Origin of the sequence: Bradyrhizobium sp. HKCCYLRH3059, assembly GCF_051168035.1 — a bacterium.
Classification (GTDB): Bacteria; Pseudomonadota; Alphaproteobacteria; order Rhizobiales; family Xanthobacteraceae; genus Bradyrhizobium.
In genome coordinates, this window is the sequence record NZ_JBNPUF010000001.1 from 140,111 (window position 1) to 155,747 (window position 15,637).

The following is a 15,637-nucleotide window of genomic DNA, read 5'->3' on the forward strand; positions in this document are numbered from 1 at the left end:
TGCATCCGAAGCGACGCACCGGGACGATGAAAGCAGCCTTCGCGGGCGGATCGAGCAGGATGGGACGGGCGGCGGCATCCGCGGGACGAGTGGTGAGGAGCGATGACGAATGGCAGAACCGAGAGGATGACCCCAACGAACGTCCCCCGCCAAACATCAGTGGCCGCCCTTGCGGGCGGCCACATCGATGCGCAGACGTCAGCCAGCTTCAGTAGCCATAGCCGCGCCGTGTCGGATAGTTCTGAGGTGCCCGCCCATAGCCACCGCCATAGCCGCCGCCGATGCCGATCCCGATACTGACCGGCGGCGCCACGCGCACCGGCGGTCCATAATACGCGCGCGGCGGAGGCGGTGGCGCGTAGACGACGACATCGTCGTCAGGGTCGCGTCGGGGCGTGCGGCCGGCGCGCTTGGGAGGGTCCTCGTCGCGCTTCCTCGCCGGCTTCTCTTCGACCCGCTTCGGCGTCTCAGACTTCCGAGCCGGCGGAGGCGTCTGCGAGCATGGGCAGGTCGGGCCTGCCGCGGCTACGGCCGGCACGACCGGCAGGGTTGCCGAAGCGGCGGCCGGGATCGCCGCATTGGCGGCCGCCACCACCGGCGTCACCACGGGCCGGTTGCGCAGGCGCTCGATCAGCTTGCGCGCGGTCGGGGTCAGGTCGCTGTTCGGATAGCGGTCGAGAAAGCCCTGATAGGACGCCACCGTATTGATCAGCACCGCCTCGTTCCAGGCTGCCATCCTGTTGTGGAGGTCGAGCCATTCGCGCGCCTGCGGGCCATAGGGCGGCGCGGTGTAGAGCGTCACGAAGGCCTCATACGCCTCGACGCTGCCGTCGCCGACGATGATTTCGTTGGCGGCCTCGATCGGCTTGCCCTCCAGGCTGCGCTTCCATTCGTCGACGCTGCGCTTGGCGACGACCGGCCGCGGGCCGGCATTGGCAGCGCCTCCATCCGCCGACCCGACGAAGCGAAAATCCTCCGTCAAGGACGACGAATCCCACGGCGTCTGCCGGCCCTCGGTGACCTTGTTCACCGCAACGCGCACGCGCTTGAACGCCTGCTCGATGGGAAGGCCCGGCTCCCGCGCCGCCTGCAGCAGTGCCGTGGTATAGGGGCTGTTGGCGCCGGTGCCATCCTCGGCTTCCGCGCCGGGCGAGGTCGAGTAGGACAGGAAGGTGCCCGGCGCTCCCGTCTTTGTGTCGACCAGCGCAAGGCCACGGCCCGCGTTCTGGCTGATGGCGGGAAACGGATTGTTGCGGCAGGCATCGAGCAGCAGGATTCGCATCCGGCTCGGCACCGAATTGAGCGTGTTCAGGAGATCGTTGAGACGCACGGCCTGCAGCGGAATGTCGGCTTCACGTCGCGGATCGACGTCCACGGGTACGAGATAGTTCTCGCCGTCGATCTGCAGTCCGTGGCCGGCATAGAACACCAGCGCCACCGTGTCGGGTCCCTTGGCCGCGATCTTGGCGGCGAAGTCGCCGACCTCCCTGTTGAGGTCCCGCTGCGACAGATCGGCGGCGGTCGTCACGTCGAACCCCGCTTCACCCAGCATCTTCGCCATTGCCTTGGCATCGTTGGCGGGATTCGGCAGCGGCGTCACCGAACGATAGGCCGACTGCCCGATCACCAGCGCCAGCCTGCTGCTTTCAGCCAATGCGGGAGCAAGGCCGGCAAACAGGCCGCCGGCGAGCAATGCAGCCCTGAGAGCGTGCCGAAACATGGGATATCCAATCTGCTCATGGCGTGCCTGTTGGTCGAGCCGGTTCGCGGCCCGGTTCATCCCGACGAGCACAATCCGGTGAGCACGATGCCGGACGGCCGGCGCCGTTCGCGCGCGCATGACTGCCGCCGGCCGCGACCGGACATCGTTGCTGCACGAGTTTCCCGCAGCAATGCCGCGATCTCTCGCTAGCGTGCGCGCCGCAATGGGGGACGATGCGGCATGCGGCGGATTGCGTCACGCGTGGGGCTGCTCGCGGGGCTGCTCTCGGCCCTGCTCCTGATCGGCTGCGCCGCCGACAGCAATGCGCGCCTGCCGGCCTTCATGCGGGCCAAGGCGCCCGAGCCGCCGCAGCCCGAAGCCGCGCCAGATGTCGCGCTTCTCGTGCGCAAGAATCTCGACATGATCTTCGTCGCAACGACGCTGCCACGTGATGTCGAGGCCACATCCGCCCGACATGCCGATGCCGGCGATACATGGACCGCCTGCGTGCGGGCTCAGATCATATCCGCCAGTGGAACCGCGCTCCGGCGCCAGACCTATCGGCTCTTGATCAGGCACAACGAGATCATCGACCGGCGGCGCGCGGCGGCCGGCGACGACTGTGTTTCTGAAGATTACAAAGCCGTCCTGCCGACGAAGTAATTCCCTGCGAAGGCGAGTTGGATCCGCCACGTCGGCTGGAACTCGTCCTGTCGGTGGGCGTGCAGGAACGGGCTACCGCACCGGTCGCCGATTGTTAGTTCTTAGCTAACGCAAATCCGCAACCGCACAGCGAACGAATGGCTCAAATTTAACAATTCCTGCGGAACATCGCGGCCTAAACGCGGAATGACCCTGGACCTGGTTTTCCATGAACGTTCACCTCGTCGGCGATGACACGGCCAAGCTCGCTATGCTTCGCAGCATGCTGGCCGAACGCTGCTCGCTCACATCTGAACTGATCGGTGATGCCGACTTCAAAGGCGGCGACATCGACGCGATCGTCGTGGCCGCCGATCTGCGCCACGTCGACAACATCACCGCATTGAAGGAGATCTCGGAGCGGCTCTCGCGTATTCCGCGGCGGATCTTCCTGACCAACAACAAATCCCGTCTGTCGACGGTCCAGGCCTATGCGCTCGGTGCGACAAGTGTATTGTCGAGCACGCCGAGCCGCAATCAGTTGCTCGGAAAGCTGCTCGATGTGCGTCCCGGTTCTGCGGCCAAGAGCATCGCGGTCGACGACCGACAGGCCGCATTTGCCGGCGCGTCCTGCATCGCCTCGATGTTTGCAGCCGTGCTGGGCGGTGCAGCGATCGATGTCGAGGAGACCCGGCGGGCGGGCAAGCGGATCGCCGACTGTATAGCGGAAAACGGTCTGTCCGATTGGCTTGCCACCGTTCGCCGCCATCACGAAGGCACCTATCAACACTGCCTGCTCGTGACCGGCATCACCGTGGATTTCGGCTTGAGCCTTGGCGTCCACAGTTCGGATCTGGAGCGTCTCTACATGGCCGCGATGTTCCACGACATCGGCAAGGCCAAGATCCCGCTCACCATTCTCGACAAGCCGGGCCGGCTCGACGTCAAGGAACGCACGCTGGTGGAAACCCATCCGGTGGCCGGTTACGATGCACTGAAGGACAACGCAGCGATCACCGACGAAGTGCTGAAGGCGGTGCGCAACCATCACGAATTTCTCGACGGCAGCGGCTATCCCGATGGGCTGATGGCCGACAGCATCCCGGACCTGACGCGCATCCTCACCATCTCCGACATCTTCTCGGCGCTGATCGAATATCGCAGCTACAAGCCGGTGATGACGCGCGAGAAGGCCTACGAGATCCTCCAGGGGATGGAGGGCAAGCTCGAGAAGCCGCTGATCGGCGCCTTCCGCGAGGTGGCGCTGATCCGCTGACCGCATCAGGCGACGTGCTGAACCGGCCGTTAACGCATCGATTCGAATTGTCTGCCAACGGCAAGTGTCTCTTGTCAGCTTTGCGCTAGTGTCGCCTGCGGTGTGGGTTGTCCGCGCCGCGAGGGGACCATCGGGACGTGGCCGAGATCATCGATCGCGCGATTGCGACTGCTTCATCGACGGCAAGGAACCAGCAGGCCGGTCCGCTCGAACACGTGCGCGCCGCTGACCTGGTGCCGCTCGAGACCGTTTCACCGCAGGCATGGCAGGATCTGGCGGAGCATGCGCGCGAGCCGAACGGCTATTACCTGCCCGGTTGGGAGCGCGCGGTGAACGCAACGGCGCGCGGCCGCACCGGAACATCGGCGCTGTGCGCATGGGATGACGATCGGCCCTCGCGTCTCATCGGCCTGATGCCCACGACCTCTCTATGGCATGCCTGCAGGCTTCCCCTGCCCGCGCTCGCCAGCGGCCATCCCTACGGCACGCTGTGCACGCCGCTGCTCGACAGAAGGAGCGCGGAGCGGGCTGCGGCGCAACTGCTCGACGCTGCGCGACGAACAGGCGCGCGCGCCCTGCTGCTGCGAGACATGTCGCTGGCAGGCTCCGTGATGCAGGCGTTCGAGGCGGCGCTTCGTCGCGTGGATCTGCGCCCGCGCGTGCTGCAATCCTATGACCGGGCCCTGCTCGATGCGAGCGGGGACGCCGACACGGTGCTGCATGATGCGCTCGGCGCCAAAAAGCTGAAGGAGTTGCGCCGCCTGCGTCATCGGCTGGCCGAGCATGGCGACGTCCGCTTCGAGGTCGCGCGCTCTCCCGGCGACGTTTCCACTGCGCTGGAGACTTTTCTGGTGTTGGAGGCGAGCGGTTGGAAGGGGCGTCGCGGCACTGCGCTGATCCAGCACGACGGCGACGCGGCGTTCATCCGACGCGCTGCACCGGCGCTGGCACAGCACGAGGCCTGCGAGATCATCAGCCTCATCGCGGGCGACACCACCGTCGCCGCAGGCGTCGTATTGCGGCATCAGGATCGCGCCTTTTTCTTCAAGCTCGGCGTCGACGAGCGCTTCGCGAAATACTCGCCCGGTGTCCAGCTGACGCTCGACCTGACGCGGCACCTTTGCGCGGATCCGAAGATCAACGCCGCCGACTCCACCGCCGGTCCCGACCATCCCATGATCAACCCGATCTGGCGCGAACGCCTTGCCATCGGCGACGTGATTATCCCGCTCTATACGCGCGATCCGGTCGTCGAGCTTATTCACGGCGCATTGACTGCGCGACGCGAAGGCCTCGCCGTGGCACGCCGCGCGGTGCACGCGGTCCGCGCCATCCGGAAGCGCCGGCCGACTACTCAGCCGCCTCGGCGTTGACCTCCGCCGACACCTGCCGGATGGCGCGCGCCAGCATCTGCGGATCCTGCGCACCGGAGACGGCGTATTTCTGCGCGAAGACGTAGGTCGGCACTCCGGAGATGCCCTTCTCTGCGGCCTCCTGCGCCTGGGCCGAGACCAGCGCCACATCCTCGTCGGTCGCCAGCATCTTGCGGACCACCTCGGCATCGAGCCCGCACTCTGCTGCGGCCTGTACCAGCACCTCGACATCGGTCAGATCGCCGCCGTCGCGGAAATACAACTCCATCAGCCGCTGCTTCATCTCGGGCGCCTTGCCGATCTCGCCGGCCCAGCGGATCAGGCGATGACAATCGATCGTGTTGGGCTGACGGGCGACACGATCGGGATGATAGCTCAGCCCCTCCTGCTCCGCGGCCGCGACCACGCGGCCTGCGATGCCCTTGTAGGCTTCAACCGATCCGAACTTGGTCGTGAGGTACTGCTCGCGGCTGATGCCCTCGCGCGGCACCCAGGGATTGAGGAAGAACGGCCGAAAGTTCACCTCGACCGGCACGTCAGGCACGAGCTTCAGCGCCTCCTCGATGCGCTTCTTGCCGATGTAGCACCAGGGACAGACGACATCGGAGACGACATCGATGATCAGCGGCTTCAAGGTGCTCATGTGCGTGCCTCCGGGTTCCCATGGCTGCGCCCAAGATAAACCCGCGCACGGCCAACACAAGCGGGGTCACGGCGAGGTAACCATCTCCTTCAGCCTGAGCGCGGTGAGCTCATCGGCCGGAAAGAAGGTCTCCAACGCCAGCTCCGACAGCGTGATATCGACCGGCGTGCCGAACACCATCGTCGTCGAGAAGAAGCTCAGCACATCATCGCCGACCCGAAGCCGCAACGGGATCGCGACGCTGTCGGCCGCGAGCGGCGCCGATCGCGCGGGGATCGGATAGGACTTCAGCTCCTCATAAAGCTTGAGCAAGCCGGCATCGGCGGTTGCCTCGCATTGCCGGTGCAGTCTCTCCAGCAGATGGCCGGCCCATTCGGCAAGGTTCACCGTCCGCGCCGCCAACCCCTCCGGATGCAGCGCCACGCGCAGCACATTCAGGGGCGGCGCAAGCAGCCGCTCGGAGACACCTGACAGCAGCGGCGCGATCATCCGGTTCGCCGCGACCAGGTTCCAGTGCCGGTCGATCGCGAGCGCAGGGTTGGGCTCGTGGGCCTTGAGCACGAGGTTCATCGCCTCGCGCGCTTGCTTGAGCGCCGGATCATCCAGCGGGCGCTGCTGGAAGGCGGGCGCGTAGCCAGCCGCCACCAGCAGAACGTTGCGTTCGCGCAGGGGCACGTCCAGTCGCTCCGCCAGTTTGAGGACCATGTCGCGCGACGGCGCGGCGCGGCCGGTTTCCACGAAGCTCAGATGGCGCGCCGAGATCTCGGCATCGAGCGCGAGATCGAGCTGGGACAGATGCCGCCGCTGCCGCCATTGCCGCAGGTGCTCGCCGACATGAACGGGTCTGGCGCGGTCGGCGCGCGCCGAAGCAAGCTGTGCATTCATGAGCCAAGACCTAACACGCTGACGTCAGCACCTCCATGACCTGCCAGGTAATCGAAATGCCTCCCGGCGCAGGTCATCGTCCTCACCACAGGAGATGACGATGAGCAGGCAGCGCAATCTCGAGACCCTTCCCTTCACCGCCGCCAGCCAATGGCTGGCGGGTCTCGCGACATCGCTGCTGGCGCGCTCGCTCAACATGCCGGAACCGCTGCTGTACGTCACGGGCAGCCTCGTCTTTGCACAGGTGTACGCGATCGAGACGAGAGCAGCGCGCTCGCTGCGCCCGGCGCGCCTGCGCCGTCAGCTCCTGGCCTGGTTCCGTTGAACCGCCCCCAACCGAAGGAGACCCGACATGATCACCTCGTCCGCCCTGCTCCGCCGCGCTCTGCTCGCCGATGCCGCCTTCAGCGGCGTTGCCGGGCTCGCGCTCACCTTCGGCGCCTCGCCGCTGGCGGCGCTGCTGCAACTGCCCGACGCGCTGCTGCGCGAGACCGGCCTGTTCCTGGTCGTCTACGCGAGCTTCGTCGGCTGGCTGGGCTGGCGGCCGGTGGCGCCGAGGCCGCTGATCGTCCTGGTCATCGGCGGCAATGCGGCGTGGACGGTCGGCAGCATCGCACTGCTGTTTTCGGGCCTGGTCGCACCGAACGTGCTCGGCGAGATCTTCGTCGCAGTGCAGGCGGTGGGCACCGGCCTATTCGCCGAATTGCAGTATATGGGCTTGCGCCGGAGCGCCGCCGCGGTCACGGCCTGACCGGTGGTGAGCGCCGGGCTTCATGATCGAGCGGCCCGGCGCTCACGGCCAAACCGATATTTGGACATGCGCGGCGAACGCCTCTTCTGCATAATTGGAGATCGACGGGAGATCGTAGCGATGCAGCCTCAGGTGATCGGAACGGAGGGCTACGCCACCGAGGCCGAGGATCTCTTCGTGCGCTACGAGAGCATCCCGTCGGAACAGGTCCATGCCGCCGTGCTTCATCTGCTGCCCAACGCGCCCGCGCGCGTGCTCGACATCGGCGCGGGCACGGGCCGCGACGCCGCCTGGTTCGCGGGTCTTGGACATCAGGTGGTGGCCGTCGAGCCGACCGAAGCACTGCGCGTCGGCGCCATGCAACTGCATGCCTCGCCTGCGATCACCTGGGTCGACGACAGCCTTCCGGAGCTCGCCGCACTGGCCGCTCGTGGCGAGCAGTTCGACCTGGTCATGCTGACCGCCGTCCTGATGCATCTCGATGAGGCACAGCGGCGACGCGCGCTTCCCAACGTCGCGGTGCGGATTGCTCCCGGCGGACTGCTGATCATGACGTTGCGGCATGGTCCGGTGCCGCCGGGCCGCCGGATGTTCGAGATCGCGGCCGAGACGATCGTTGAGCCCGCGCGGCAGCTCGGGCTGACGCTCAAGCTCAACCGGCATGGCGAGTCGCTCGGCGCGGAGAACCGGGCGGCCGGCGTCACCTGGACGACGCTGGCCTTCGGGAAGCCGTCCTGAGAGATCCGGACACGAGCCGATCGGATCAGGCCGCCTTGGCGCGGCTGGTCTGCGTCTTCGCCGGGGTGGATTTGGTCCTGCCACGATTGCCGGCAGCCGGCCGCCGGGTCTTGGCTTTGCCGCGAGCCGCCTCGCCCGATTGGGCTCTGGCCTTGGGCCGCTGCTTGGCCTTGTCCTTGACGAGCTTCTCGGCCTTTTTCTTCGCCTTCTTCTCGGCCTTGCGCACGTCCTTCGCCTTCACCTGCGCCCGCTCGGCGCGCGCCTCGGCCTTCTTCTTGGCCCGCTTCTTCTCGCAGGCGTCGCATTTGCAGCCGATCGGCTTCAGATAGGCTTTGAAGTAGTCCGTGCCGTAGTCGTAGTTGATCTCCTCGCCGGGCTCGATGTTCTTGATGGCCCGGATGAAGATCTTCTTCTTGCGCGGCTTGACGTCGGACTCGGCGTTCGGCTTGCAGGAATGATTGATGTAGCGGGCGACGTTCTCTCGGATCGAGCCGTCGATGGTCCAGCGCTTGTCGAGCTCGAACAGATATTTGTTCTCGATCGCGTCCTCGTCCGCCTTCTTCGAATCCAAAAGCGGACCGAAATAGCGGATGATCTTGGTACCCTTCTTGATCGGCTGGGTGGCGAACAGACCAAGCCCCGTCTTGGAGCGGCCGATGCGATAGGGTTTGGATTGCGGAATGACAGGCATGAGTGATGAGAAGACATGGACCTCGCGAGGCCGCCGTTCTAGGATAAATTCGCGACGATGTCAGGTGTTTCCCGCCGCCGTTTCGCGCCGTCCCCAGTTTGCAGCGTCCTGCGCAGGGACGAATTCCGGTCATCAGGGGCCCTCGCATGTCCGAATTCCTCCCACATCGCGTCGTGGCGCGACGAATCGGTGTCGCATTGATGCTCTGCACGGCGTGGATCGGACAGGCGGCTGCAGAGACCATCGCCAGCGCCTATACATCGGCCGCCGCCAAGGACTGCCGCACCATCGGCGGCAAGCAGGAGGATGACAGCTCGACTCAGACCTGCCCTGGCAAGGACGGCCTGATTCTGCTCGTCAACGAAGGCGATCTTCGCCAGACCGTGTCTGTGGGGCGCAATGTCCGCGCGGCCGCCAAGGAGCCGGCTGCTCAGACCTGGTTCGGACCGTTCAACTCCGCCGGCAACGCTGTCGAATGGAGGCTGGCTGACGGCAAGCCGTTCGCGATCATCCAGCGCTGGCAGATCGCCGACAACGACGATCAAGGCAGCAAGGGGCCGAAGGACAAGCCGATGCTGGTGGTGACCCGGCTGCCGCCCGGACCAGTGTGTCATGTCGCCTATGTCGACGCTGCCGCCAACTCCAATGCCAACGAGCTGGCGCGGCAGGCGGCTGACCAGACGGCGCGAGGCTTTGCCTGCGGCAAGGACAGGGTGAAGATCGTCGGCACGCGCGGCCGGGCCGTCGATCTGGCGTTGCCGCCCAATTAGCGCGCCGACTTCCGTCCGGACTTTGCGGTCTTGCGCACGGCGGATGTGCGCCTGCTCGCCGTCTTCGATGCGCCCTTCCCGGTCTTCGATTTCGCCGCCCGCTTGCGGCCGCTGGTCTTGGTCTTTGCCGCCTTCCTGGCCGCGACGCGCATATTGTCGACCAGGTTGGGATAGCGCCGCCCGGCCCAACGGGCGCGCGCCTTGGCCGCCGCCTTTTCGGCCGGGGTGAGACGGGTGGAGGCCTTGCCGGCGCGCTTGCGCGGATTGGCCTTGCTCCAGGGAGCGCGTGGGGTTCGTGCCATGCGTTGCCAACGCATGATCCCCTACCCGGTTTCCGGTGCGTCGAACTACGCGCCCGGCGGCAGCTTCGGCACGGTGGCCCGGAGCATCGCCTCCAGCAGCGATTCGGCCGTGGTGCCCGGCGGCGAACGGCGCAGAATGTCGGCAAGGCGGCCGTCGAGCAGCAGCATCGTGTAGCCATGCACCAGCGACCAGGCGCGGGCGATCGCCGCCGACTGATCGAGCGACAATTCCTCGTCACCGACCGGGCCTTCGCTGCGCGCGGCGACCGATCCCGCGAGTCCGGCAAACGAGGCTTCCGCGGCCTCGTGCAGCGAAGGGCGCGAATAATCCAGACGCTCGGTGCGGAACATCAGTCCGTACATGCCGGGATTGGCCTGTGCGTAGGCGACATACGCGCGGGCCCGCGCCATCGCCCGCTCGATCGGCGTGCCGGGCTGCTCGCCGGCCGCTTTCATCGCCGCATTGAACCGCGTGAAGCCGATCGCCGCGAGCTCGCTGACCAGCCCGGTGAGATCGCCGAAATGATGCGTCGGCGCCGCATGCGACACGCCGGCCTCGCGCGCCACCGCGCGCAAGGTGAGTCCGGCCAGCCCGTCGCGCTCCAGCACGCGCTCGGCCGCTTCGAGTAGCGCATCGCGCAGCGCGCCGTGATGATAGGGCGCCGCCGGCTCGCCCGCGCTCACCGCGCGGCGCGACCGCGTCCGGGCCACCGCCGTAGCCGTCCGGTGCCTGCTCAGTCTTGCCTGTTCGATCTTCGTCATGCCTCTCCTTATACAAGCAATTTTGACAGCGTAAAGATTAGCCTTGACCTGCAGGCGCTCGGCCGGTAGCCTTATCTTTACATCGTAAAGATAAAGCCGAATCCAAGGGGAAGGAAGCGCCATGAATGGACAGTCGATGAACGGACCGTTGCACGACACAGCCCGCCAGCGCCCCACACCGCGCGACAACATCGCGCCGATCCCGTTCGAATGCGACGCGCCGTTCCTGAAAGTCACCGGCGAACTGCCACGTGAGCTGAACGGCACGCTCTATCGCAACGGCCCCAATCCGCAATTCGACTCGCCGGGTTCGCACTGGTTCGTCGGCGACGGCATGCTGCACGCGTTCCATCTGGAGAACGGCCGCGCGTCCTATCGCAACCGCTGGATCCGCACCCCGAAATTCGAGGCCGAGCGCCGCGCGGGGCGCGCGCTGTTCGGCGGCTTCGGCCGCAGGCTGCCGGACGCGCCAGCCGAGGTCACCGATGGCGGCGTTGCCAACACCAACATCATCGCCCATGCCGGCCGCCTGCTCGCGCTCGAAGAGGCGCATCTGCCGACCGAGATCGAGCCCGGCACGCTCGCCACCCGCGGCTATCACGATTTCGGCGGCCGCCTGCGCGGCGCCTTCACCGCGCATCCGAAGACCGATCCGGTCACCGGCGAATTGCTGTTCTTCGGCTACAACGCCGCCGGTCCGCTGACGCCGGCGCTGTCCTACGGCACGGTCGATGCGGCCGGCAAGCTGACGCGTCTCAATCGTTTCGAGGCGCCCTATGCCAGCATGGTGCACGACTTCATCGTCACGGCCAATCACGTGCTGTTTCCAATCCTGCCGCTCACCGGCAGCATCGAGCGCGCAATGTCCGGCAAGCCGCCTTATGCCTGGGAGCCCGACAAGGGCGCCTATGTCGGTGTGATGAAGCGCAGCGGCGACATCAAGGACATCGTCTGGTTTCGCGGTGACGCCTGCTACGTCTTCCACATCATGAATGCCTGGGAGGACGGCAGCCGGATCATTGCCGACGTCATGCAGTTCGAGGAAGCGCCGCTGTTTCCGCATCCCGACGGACGTCCGACCGATCCGGCCAAGTCGGTCGCGCGGCTGTGCCGCTGGAGCTTCGATCTCGCCGGCAACACCGACCGTTTCACGCAGAGCTATCTCGACGACCTCACCGGTGAATTCCCCCGCATCGACGACCGCCGCGCCGGGCTCAAGAACGGCCATGGCTGGTACGCCTGCGCCAATCCGGACGGCCCGCTGTTCGGGGCGCTGTCCGGCCTCGCCCATGTCGACGGCGCCGGCACGCGCCAGGCGACGCATCTGCTGCCCGCCGGCGACACCCTGTCCGAGCCGGTATTCGTGCCGCGCAGCCGCGATGCCGCCGAGGGCGACGGCTGGCTGCTGACCGTGGTCTGGCGTGCCGGCTCCAACACCAGCGACCTCGCCGTGTTCAACGCCACCGACATCGGCGGCGGTCCGGTGGCCCTGGTTCATCTCGGCCACCGCGTGCCCGATGGCTTCCACGGCAATTGGGTCGGCGCGAACGAAGCAAGCCATTGATAAAGCTGAGCTAAATATGTTGCTTCACAAAATTTTGACACTGTCAAGATTCGCTTGACCCGGTTCCGCCGGGATCCTACTAATCTTGGCAGTGTAAAGATTGGCCGGGCGAGCTCTATGACGATCTTCCTCATCCTTGCGCCCTACGGCGTCTACGCGGCGCTGATGATGGTGGTCTCGGCCACGCTCAGCCTGGCCGTGGCCACGGCGATGTGCCTGGTCGTTGTCGCGGTCGACGTCGTCAAGGGACGCTCGATCAAGGTTCTCGGCCTGGGCTCGGCGATCGTGTTCGCAAGCGTAGCCGCCTACCTCGGCCTCATCGATCCGACCCTCAGCGCATCCGCGGTGCGTCTTGCGGTCGACTGCGGCATTTTCGCGCTGTCGCTCGGCTCGATGCTGCTGCGCGCGCCGTTCACGCTGCAATATGCGCTCGAGGCCGTACCGCCGGAAACCGCGGCGATTCCGGGCTTCCTGCGCGCCAATTACGTCATCACCGGCGCCTGGACCGTGTCGGCGCTGCTGATGATCGTCGGCAACCTGATGACGCTCTACGTGCCGGGCCTGCCCTATTGGACCGGCCTCGCCATCGCCTTTGCCGCCCGCAATAGTGCACTTTATTTCACGCGCTGGTATCCTGACTACCGCCGAACAAAGGACGTGGCAGCGCAGACTGCCGCCGCAATGTCCGGCCAAGATTCGTGACCGGGGTCTGCTGCAGGAGACGTGCGTGAAAATCGTGTTTGCCAAGCTGATTGCCGACTTCCTGTCGGCCGCGGTGTTCTTCATCCTGTACATCGCAACCGATGATGTCGTGCTGGCCACCGCCGCCGCGGTCGCCGTCGCCGTGGTGCAGGTGGTCTGGGCGCGCATCAGGGGCGTGAACCTCAGCTTCATGGCCTATGCCAGCGTCGGCCTCGTCATCGTGCTCGGCGGCGTGACGCTGCTGACCAATGACCCCCGCTTCATGTTCGCCAAGCCCGCGATCGGCCATTTCGCCATCGGGCTGATCATGCTCAAGCGCGGCTGGATGCTGCGCTACGTGCCGCCGATCGTGTCGGAGACCATTCCGGAATACGTCACCATCGCCGGCTATGCCTGGGCGGCGCTGATGTTCGCGCTCGGTCTCGGCACGATCGCGGTCGCCATGACCGGCGACATCAAGCTGTGGGTGCTCTACATCACCGTGGTCGCGGGCGGCGCCAAGGTCGCGGCCTTCGCGCTGCAGTTCATGGCCTTCCGCTTCGTGGTCGCCAACCGCCTCAGGGCGGCGCGGGCCTGATCGCTGCATCCGATCGCCGCAATGGGCTTACGCGCAAAGATGCGCTATAGGGGCGGCCGAACGCATCCTCGAGGTCGTTGCCTCGAGGTCCGCAAAATCGCAATGCCAGGAGAACGATCGATGGCTGTGGACGGCAACTGGAATCTGACCTTGAACACGCCCATGGGCGAGCGCAGCGCGACCCTGAGCCTGAAGAGCTCGGGCGCGACGCTGACGGGGACCCAGGCCGCGGAAGGCGATTCCGCCGAGATCTTCGACGGCACCGTCAACGGCGACGACGTCGCCTGGAAGGTCTCCATCACCAGCCCGATGCCGCTGACGCTGGATTTCAAGGGCAAGGTCGCCGGCGACACCATCTCCGGCGAGATGGGCATCGGCTTCATGGGCAGCTTCCCGTTCACCGGCGCGCGGGGCTGAGCGCTATTCTTTTGCGTGGGCACGTCGCATCGACACTCTCCGCTGTCGTCCCCGCGAAAGCGGGGACCCATACCCGCAGGGAGTGGTTCGAGGCACGCTGGCAATTGGCTTTTCGCCCATCACGACGGCCGCGGCGCATGGGTCCCGGGTCGGCGCCACGATCGCGCTGTCGCGCGCTCATGGCTTGCCCGGGACGACACCGATTTTCAATCGCAGCAGTCCCGCTTCACATCTCAAACAGCCCGGACAAGCGGACGCAGCCTCGCGGCTGATAACGCCCGAGTGATGCATCGGCATGTCCCTCGCCAAATGCAGAGGGCGCAGGGAAGGCCAGGCGTCGGCTGACGCCTGCGGCCCGCCTGCGAAAGAAATGCAGGCGGCAGGTACCACAGGTGCAGCCGGAAACGCCCGGCCTTCCCTGCGCGATGGCTTCACGCTTATACGCAGTCTCCCTGGTGCGCCGGCTTGTTGGCCACCATGATCCGCGCGATGCGCTCAGCACCGCACGAACGTGACACCAGCTTCGGGGTGTCAGGACGCTGCGACTTCGCGTCCGCGCCAAGCCGTTCGTCCGCGTATCCGAAGACACGCTGCGGCTCCATCGCGGCCATCGCCTCCCCGCCTCGCGTGTCGTGACGATCGCGCGCAACGCCCCTCCGCAGTGAGGCGGGATGGCGAGATAAAATCACGATTTCGGAAAAATCACAAGCGATTTATTTTTTTTAGAACCTGCTCCTTGGAATCGGATCGAACATTGGCCTATGGCCCGTCAGGGAAGCCGCGCCTCCTCATTGAGGTCCGGCCAGCGGGACAGTGCGCGCACTTGTTTGTATTTCGACCCCTGGCAGGCATCGAAGCCATCAACCGTGAGGCGGGGACTTCCTATATCCATCGCTACGGCTGCCGCAATGGCTCAAGCGGTCATCGTTGCGGTCGCGATCGGAATCTGATTGGATCACCTAACTCACATTCGAGCTAGGAATTGGGTAATCATAGTCCAACCTGCTTCATTGGAACTACAATGAGATATCTCTTACTTCTTTCGGTACTACTTTCCGGTACCGCCGCGGCAGAGGCCGCTCCGCAATCGAGTTGCGCAGCCAAGTTTATCGGTGACTGGCGACACTCAGGCAGTGGCAACAGAGGTACGCTACTCCCTGACGGCAGAGCATTGTGCAGCGAACACCCGGCTTGTGTCCAGGGTACGTGGACCTGCTCGGGAAACGTATTGACCTATACGAACAGCGCGGGGACATGGAACTACACGCTCGAGCCGGACGGAAAGTCCATGTCCACGAATGGCGGGGCCGCTACCGCTGTCCGCATCGGAGCGGTACCGGCAAACGCTCGTTCCCGGGATCTTGGCTCTGCAGCGAAGAATGTGACCGCTGACATTCTCGGCGTGGACAGAACGCAGCCGAATCCGGCAGCAACTCCCATTGCCAAGCCCGTTGCCGAGCCACCATCAAGCGTAGTTCGACCGGCGCGGACCGTCAGTTCGGCCCTACAATCAGATCCAAGCCAGTGCGTGGTAGAGAAGGCGTGGCCGAAAGCTCCTGGGGTCAACTGGTACAGCCTGAAGAACAGCTGCAAGCGGCGGGTGACGTTGGATTATGACGACTGCGACCTGAATCTCAGCACGAACATGGTTCAGTGCTCAACAAAGACGCTCCCTCTTGCACCACGCAGCGAATTCGGCCCGGTGCCCAACCACAAGCACCCGCTCAACGCACGCGATTTCCGCTAGCAGCATCTCGAAACTCGACGGCCTAGCCCTATGCAGGGATAAGCGGAAACCCGTCCGTTGATCGCTTACCCCATGTACGCCAGCCCTCCGCGCTG

General features: G+C 65.6%; 18 protein-coding genes. 12 read left to right on the plus strand and 6 right to left on the minus strand.

The features are described from left to right. Positions 1-208 precede the first annotated feature (208 nt). Positions 209-1,720 carry a caspase family protein gene (locus ACQR13_RS00600; RefSeq protein ID WP_315753111.1) on the minus strand — a complete coding sequence of 504 codons (1,512 nt, stop codon included), beginning with the start codon at positions 1,718-1,720 and terminating at the stop codon, positions 209-211. A gap of 222 nt (positions 1,721-1,942) precedes the next feature. Between ACQR13_RS00600 and ACQR13_RS00605 the strand changes: the two genes are divergently transcribed. The 3 genes from ACQR13_RS00605 (at position 1,943) to ACQR13_RS00615 (ending at position 4,993) form a co-directional block, all read left to right on the plus strand. Next, entirely contained in the window at positions 1,943-2,365 is a 423-nt protein-coding gene (locus ACQR13_RS00605) for a hypothetical protein (RefSeq protein ID WP_315753112.1), read from the plus strand. A 208-nt stretch (positions 2,366-2,573) separates the two neighbouring features. Next, complete coding sequence (locus ACQR13_RS00610; RefSeq protein WP_315753113.1) at positions 2,574-3,620, plus strand: HD-GYP domain-containing protein; 1,047 nt, start codon at positions 2,574-2,576, stop codon at positions 3,618-3,620. Positions 3,621-3,757: 137 nt separating this feature from the next. Next, the gene (locus ACQR13_RS00615) at positions 3,758-4,993 is read left to right on the plus strand and encodes a GNAT family N-acetyltransferase (protein WP_315753114.1); all 1,236 of its coding nucleotides are present in this window, start codon (positions 3,758-3,760) and stop codon (positions 4,991-4,993) included. On the opposite strand, the gene ACQR13_RS00620 is transcribed toward ACQR13_RS00615, so the two are convergent. Both ACQR13_RS00620 and ACQR13_RS00625 read right to left on the minus strand, forming a co-directional pair. Beyond that, a complete protein-coding gene (locus tag ACQR13_RS00620) occupies positions 4,971-5,636 on the minus strand; it encodes a DsbA family oxidoreductase (RefSeq protein WP_315716055.1) in 666 nt (221 codons plus the stop codon). The two genes, ACQR13_RS00615 and ACQR13_RS00620, sit on opposite strands and share 23 nt — an antisense overlap. Positions 5,637-5,702: 66 nt before the next feature. Then, positions 5,703-6,521 (minus strand): helix-turn-helix domain-containing protein, encoded by an 819-nt coding sequence (locus ACQR13_RS00625; protein WP_315716054.1) that lies wholly within the window; start codon positions 6,519-6,521, stop codon positions 5,703-5,705. 100 nt (positions 6,522-6,621) lie between these two features. On the opposite strand from ACQR13_RS00625, the gene ACQR13_RS00630 reads away from it, so the two are divergent. From ACQR13_RS00630 to ACQR13_RS00640, 3 genes are all read left to right on the plus strand, one after another. Further along, the gene (locus ACQR13_RS00630; RefSeq protein WP_315716053.1) at positions 6,622-6,846 is read left to right on the plus strand and encodes a hypothetical protein; all 225 of its coding nucleotides are present in this window, start codon (positions 6,622-6,624) and stop codon (positions 6,844-6,846) included. Between the two features lie 27 nt (positions 6,847-6,873). Further along, on the plus strand, positions 6,874-7,272 hold the full coding sequence (locus tag ACQR13_RS00635; RefSeq protein ID WP_315753115.1) for a hypothetical protein: 399 nt from the start codon (positions 6,874-6,876) through the stop codon (positions 7,270-7,272). A 120-nt stretch (positions 7,273-7,392) separates the two neighbouring features. Beyond that, positions 7,393-8,010 carry a class I SAM-dependent methyltransferase gene (locus ACQR13_RS00640; RefSeq protein WP_434862497.1) on the plus strand — a complete coding sequence of 206 codons (618 nt, stop codon included), beginning with the start codon at positions 7,393-7,395 and terminating at the stop codon, positions 8,008-8,010. Positions 8,011-8,035: 25 nt separating this feature from the next. On the opposite strand, the gene ACQR13_RS00645 is transcribed toward ACQR13_RS00640, so the two are convergent. After that, the gene (locus ACQR13_RS00645; RefSeq protein WP_315753117.1) at positions 8,036-8,701 is read right to left on the minus strand and encodes an SET domain-containing protein; all 666 of its coding nucleotides are present in this window, start codon (positions 8,699-8,701) and stop codon (positions 8,036-8,038) included. 146 nt (positions 8,702-8,847) lie between these two features. Here ACQR13_RS00645 and ACQR13_RS00650 point away from each other — a divergent pair, with 146 nt between their 5' ends. Then, positions 8,848-9,471 (plus strand): hypothetical protein, encoded by a 624-nt coding sequence (locus ACQR13_RS00650; protein WP_315753118.1) that lies wholly within the window; start codon positions 8,848-8,850, stop codon positions 9,469-9,471. Here ACQR13_RS00650 and ACQR13_RS00655 read toward each other — a convergent pair. Further along, positions 9,468-9,773, minus strand: a complete 306-nt coding sequence (locus tag ACQR13_RS00655) for a hypothetical protein (protein ID WP_434862498.1) — start codon at positions 9,771-9,773, stop codon at positions 9,468-9,470. The two genes, ACQR13_RS00650 and ACQR13_RS00655, sit on opposite strands and share 4 nt — an antisense overlap. Positions 9,774-9,818: 45 nt before the next feature. Next, positions 9,819-10,535 carry a TetR/AcrR family transcriptional regulator gene (locus tag ACQR13_RS00660; protein ID WP_315716048.1) on the minus strand — a complete coding sequence of 239 codons (717 nt, stop codon included), beginning with the start codon at positions 10,533-10,535 and terminating at the stop codon, positions 9,819-9,821. A 136-nt stretch (positions 10,536-10,671) separates the two neighbouring features. Between ACQR13_RS00660 and ACQR13_RS00665 the strand changes: the two genes are divergently transcribed. The 5 genes from ACQR13_RS00665 to ACQR13_RS00685 all read left to right on the plus strand — a co-directional run bounded on the left by ACQR13_RS00665 (position 10,672) and on the right by ACQR13_RS00685 (position 15,542). After that, the gene (locus ACQR13_RS00665; protein ID WP_434862499.1) at positions 10,672-12,099 is read left to right on the plus strand and encodes a carotenoid oxygenase family protein; all 1,428 of its coding nucleotides are present in this window, start codon (positions 10,672-10,674) and stop codon (positions 12,097-12,099) included. A gap of 117 nt (positions 12,100-12,216) precedes the next feature. Further along, entirely contained in the window at positions 12,217-12,801 is a 585-nt protein-coding gene (locus ACQR13_RS00670) for a hypothetical protein (RefSeq protein ID WP_434862500.1), read from the plus strand. A gap of 25 nt (positions 12,802-12,826) precedes the next feature. Continuing rightward, positions 12,827-13,378, plus strand: coding sequence for a septation protein IspZ (locus ACQR13_RS00675; protein ID WP_315753122.1), 552 nt, complete (start codon positions 12,827-12,829; stop codon positions 13,376-13,378). Positions 13,379-13,498: 120 nt separating this feature from the next. Further along, the gene (locus ACQR13_RS00680; protein WP_315753123.1) at positions 13,499-13,795 is read left to right on the plus strand and encodes a hypothetical protein; all 297 of its coding nucleotides are present in this window, start codon (positions 13,499-13,501) and stop codon (positions 13,793-13,795) included. A gap of 1,228 nt (positions 13,796-15,023) precedes the next feature. After that, on the plus strand, positions 15,024-15,542 hold the full coding sequence (locus ACQR13_RS00685; protein WP_434862501.1) for a hypothetical protein: 519 nt from the start codon (positions 15,024-15,026) through the stop codon (positions 15,540-15,542). Positions 15,543-15,637: the final 95 nt, after the last annotated feature.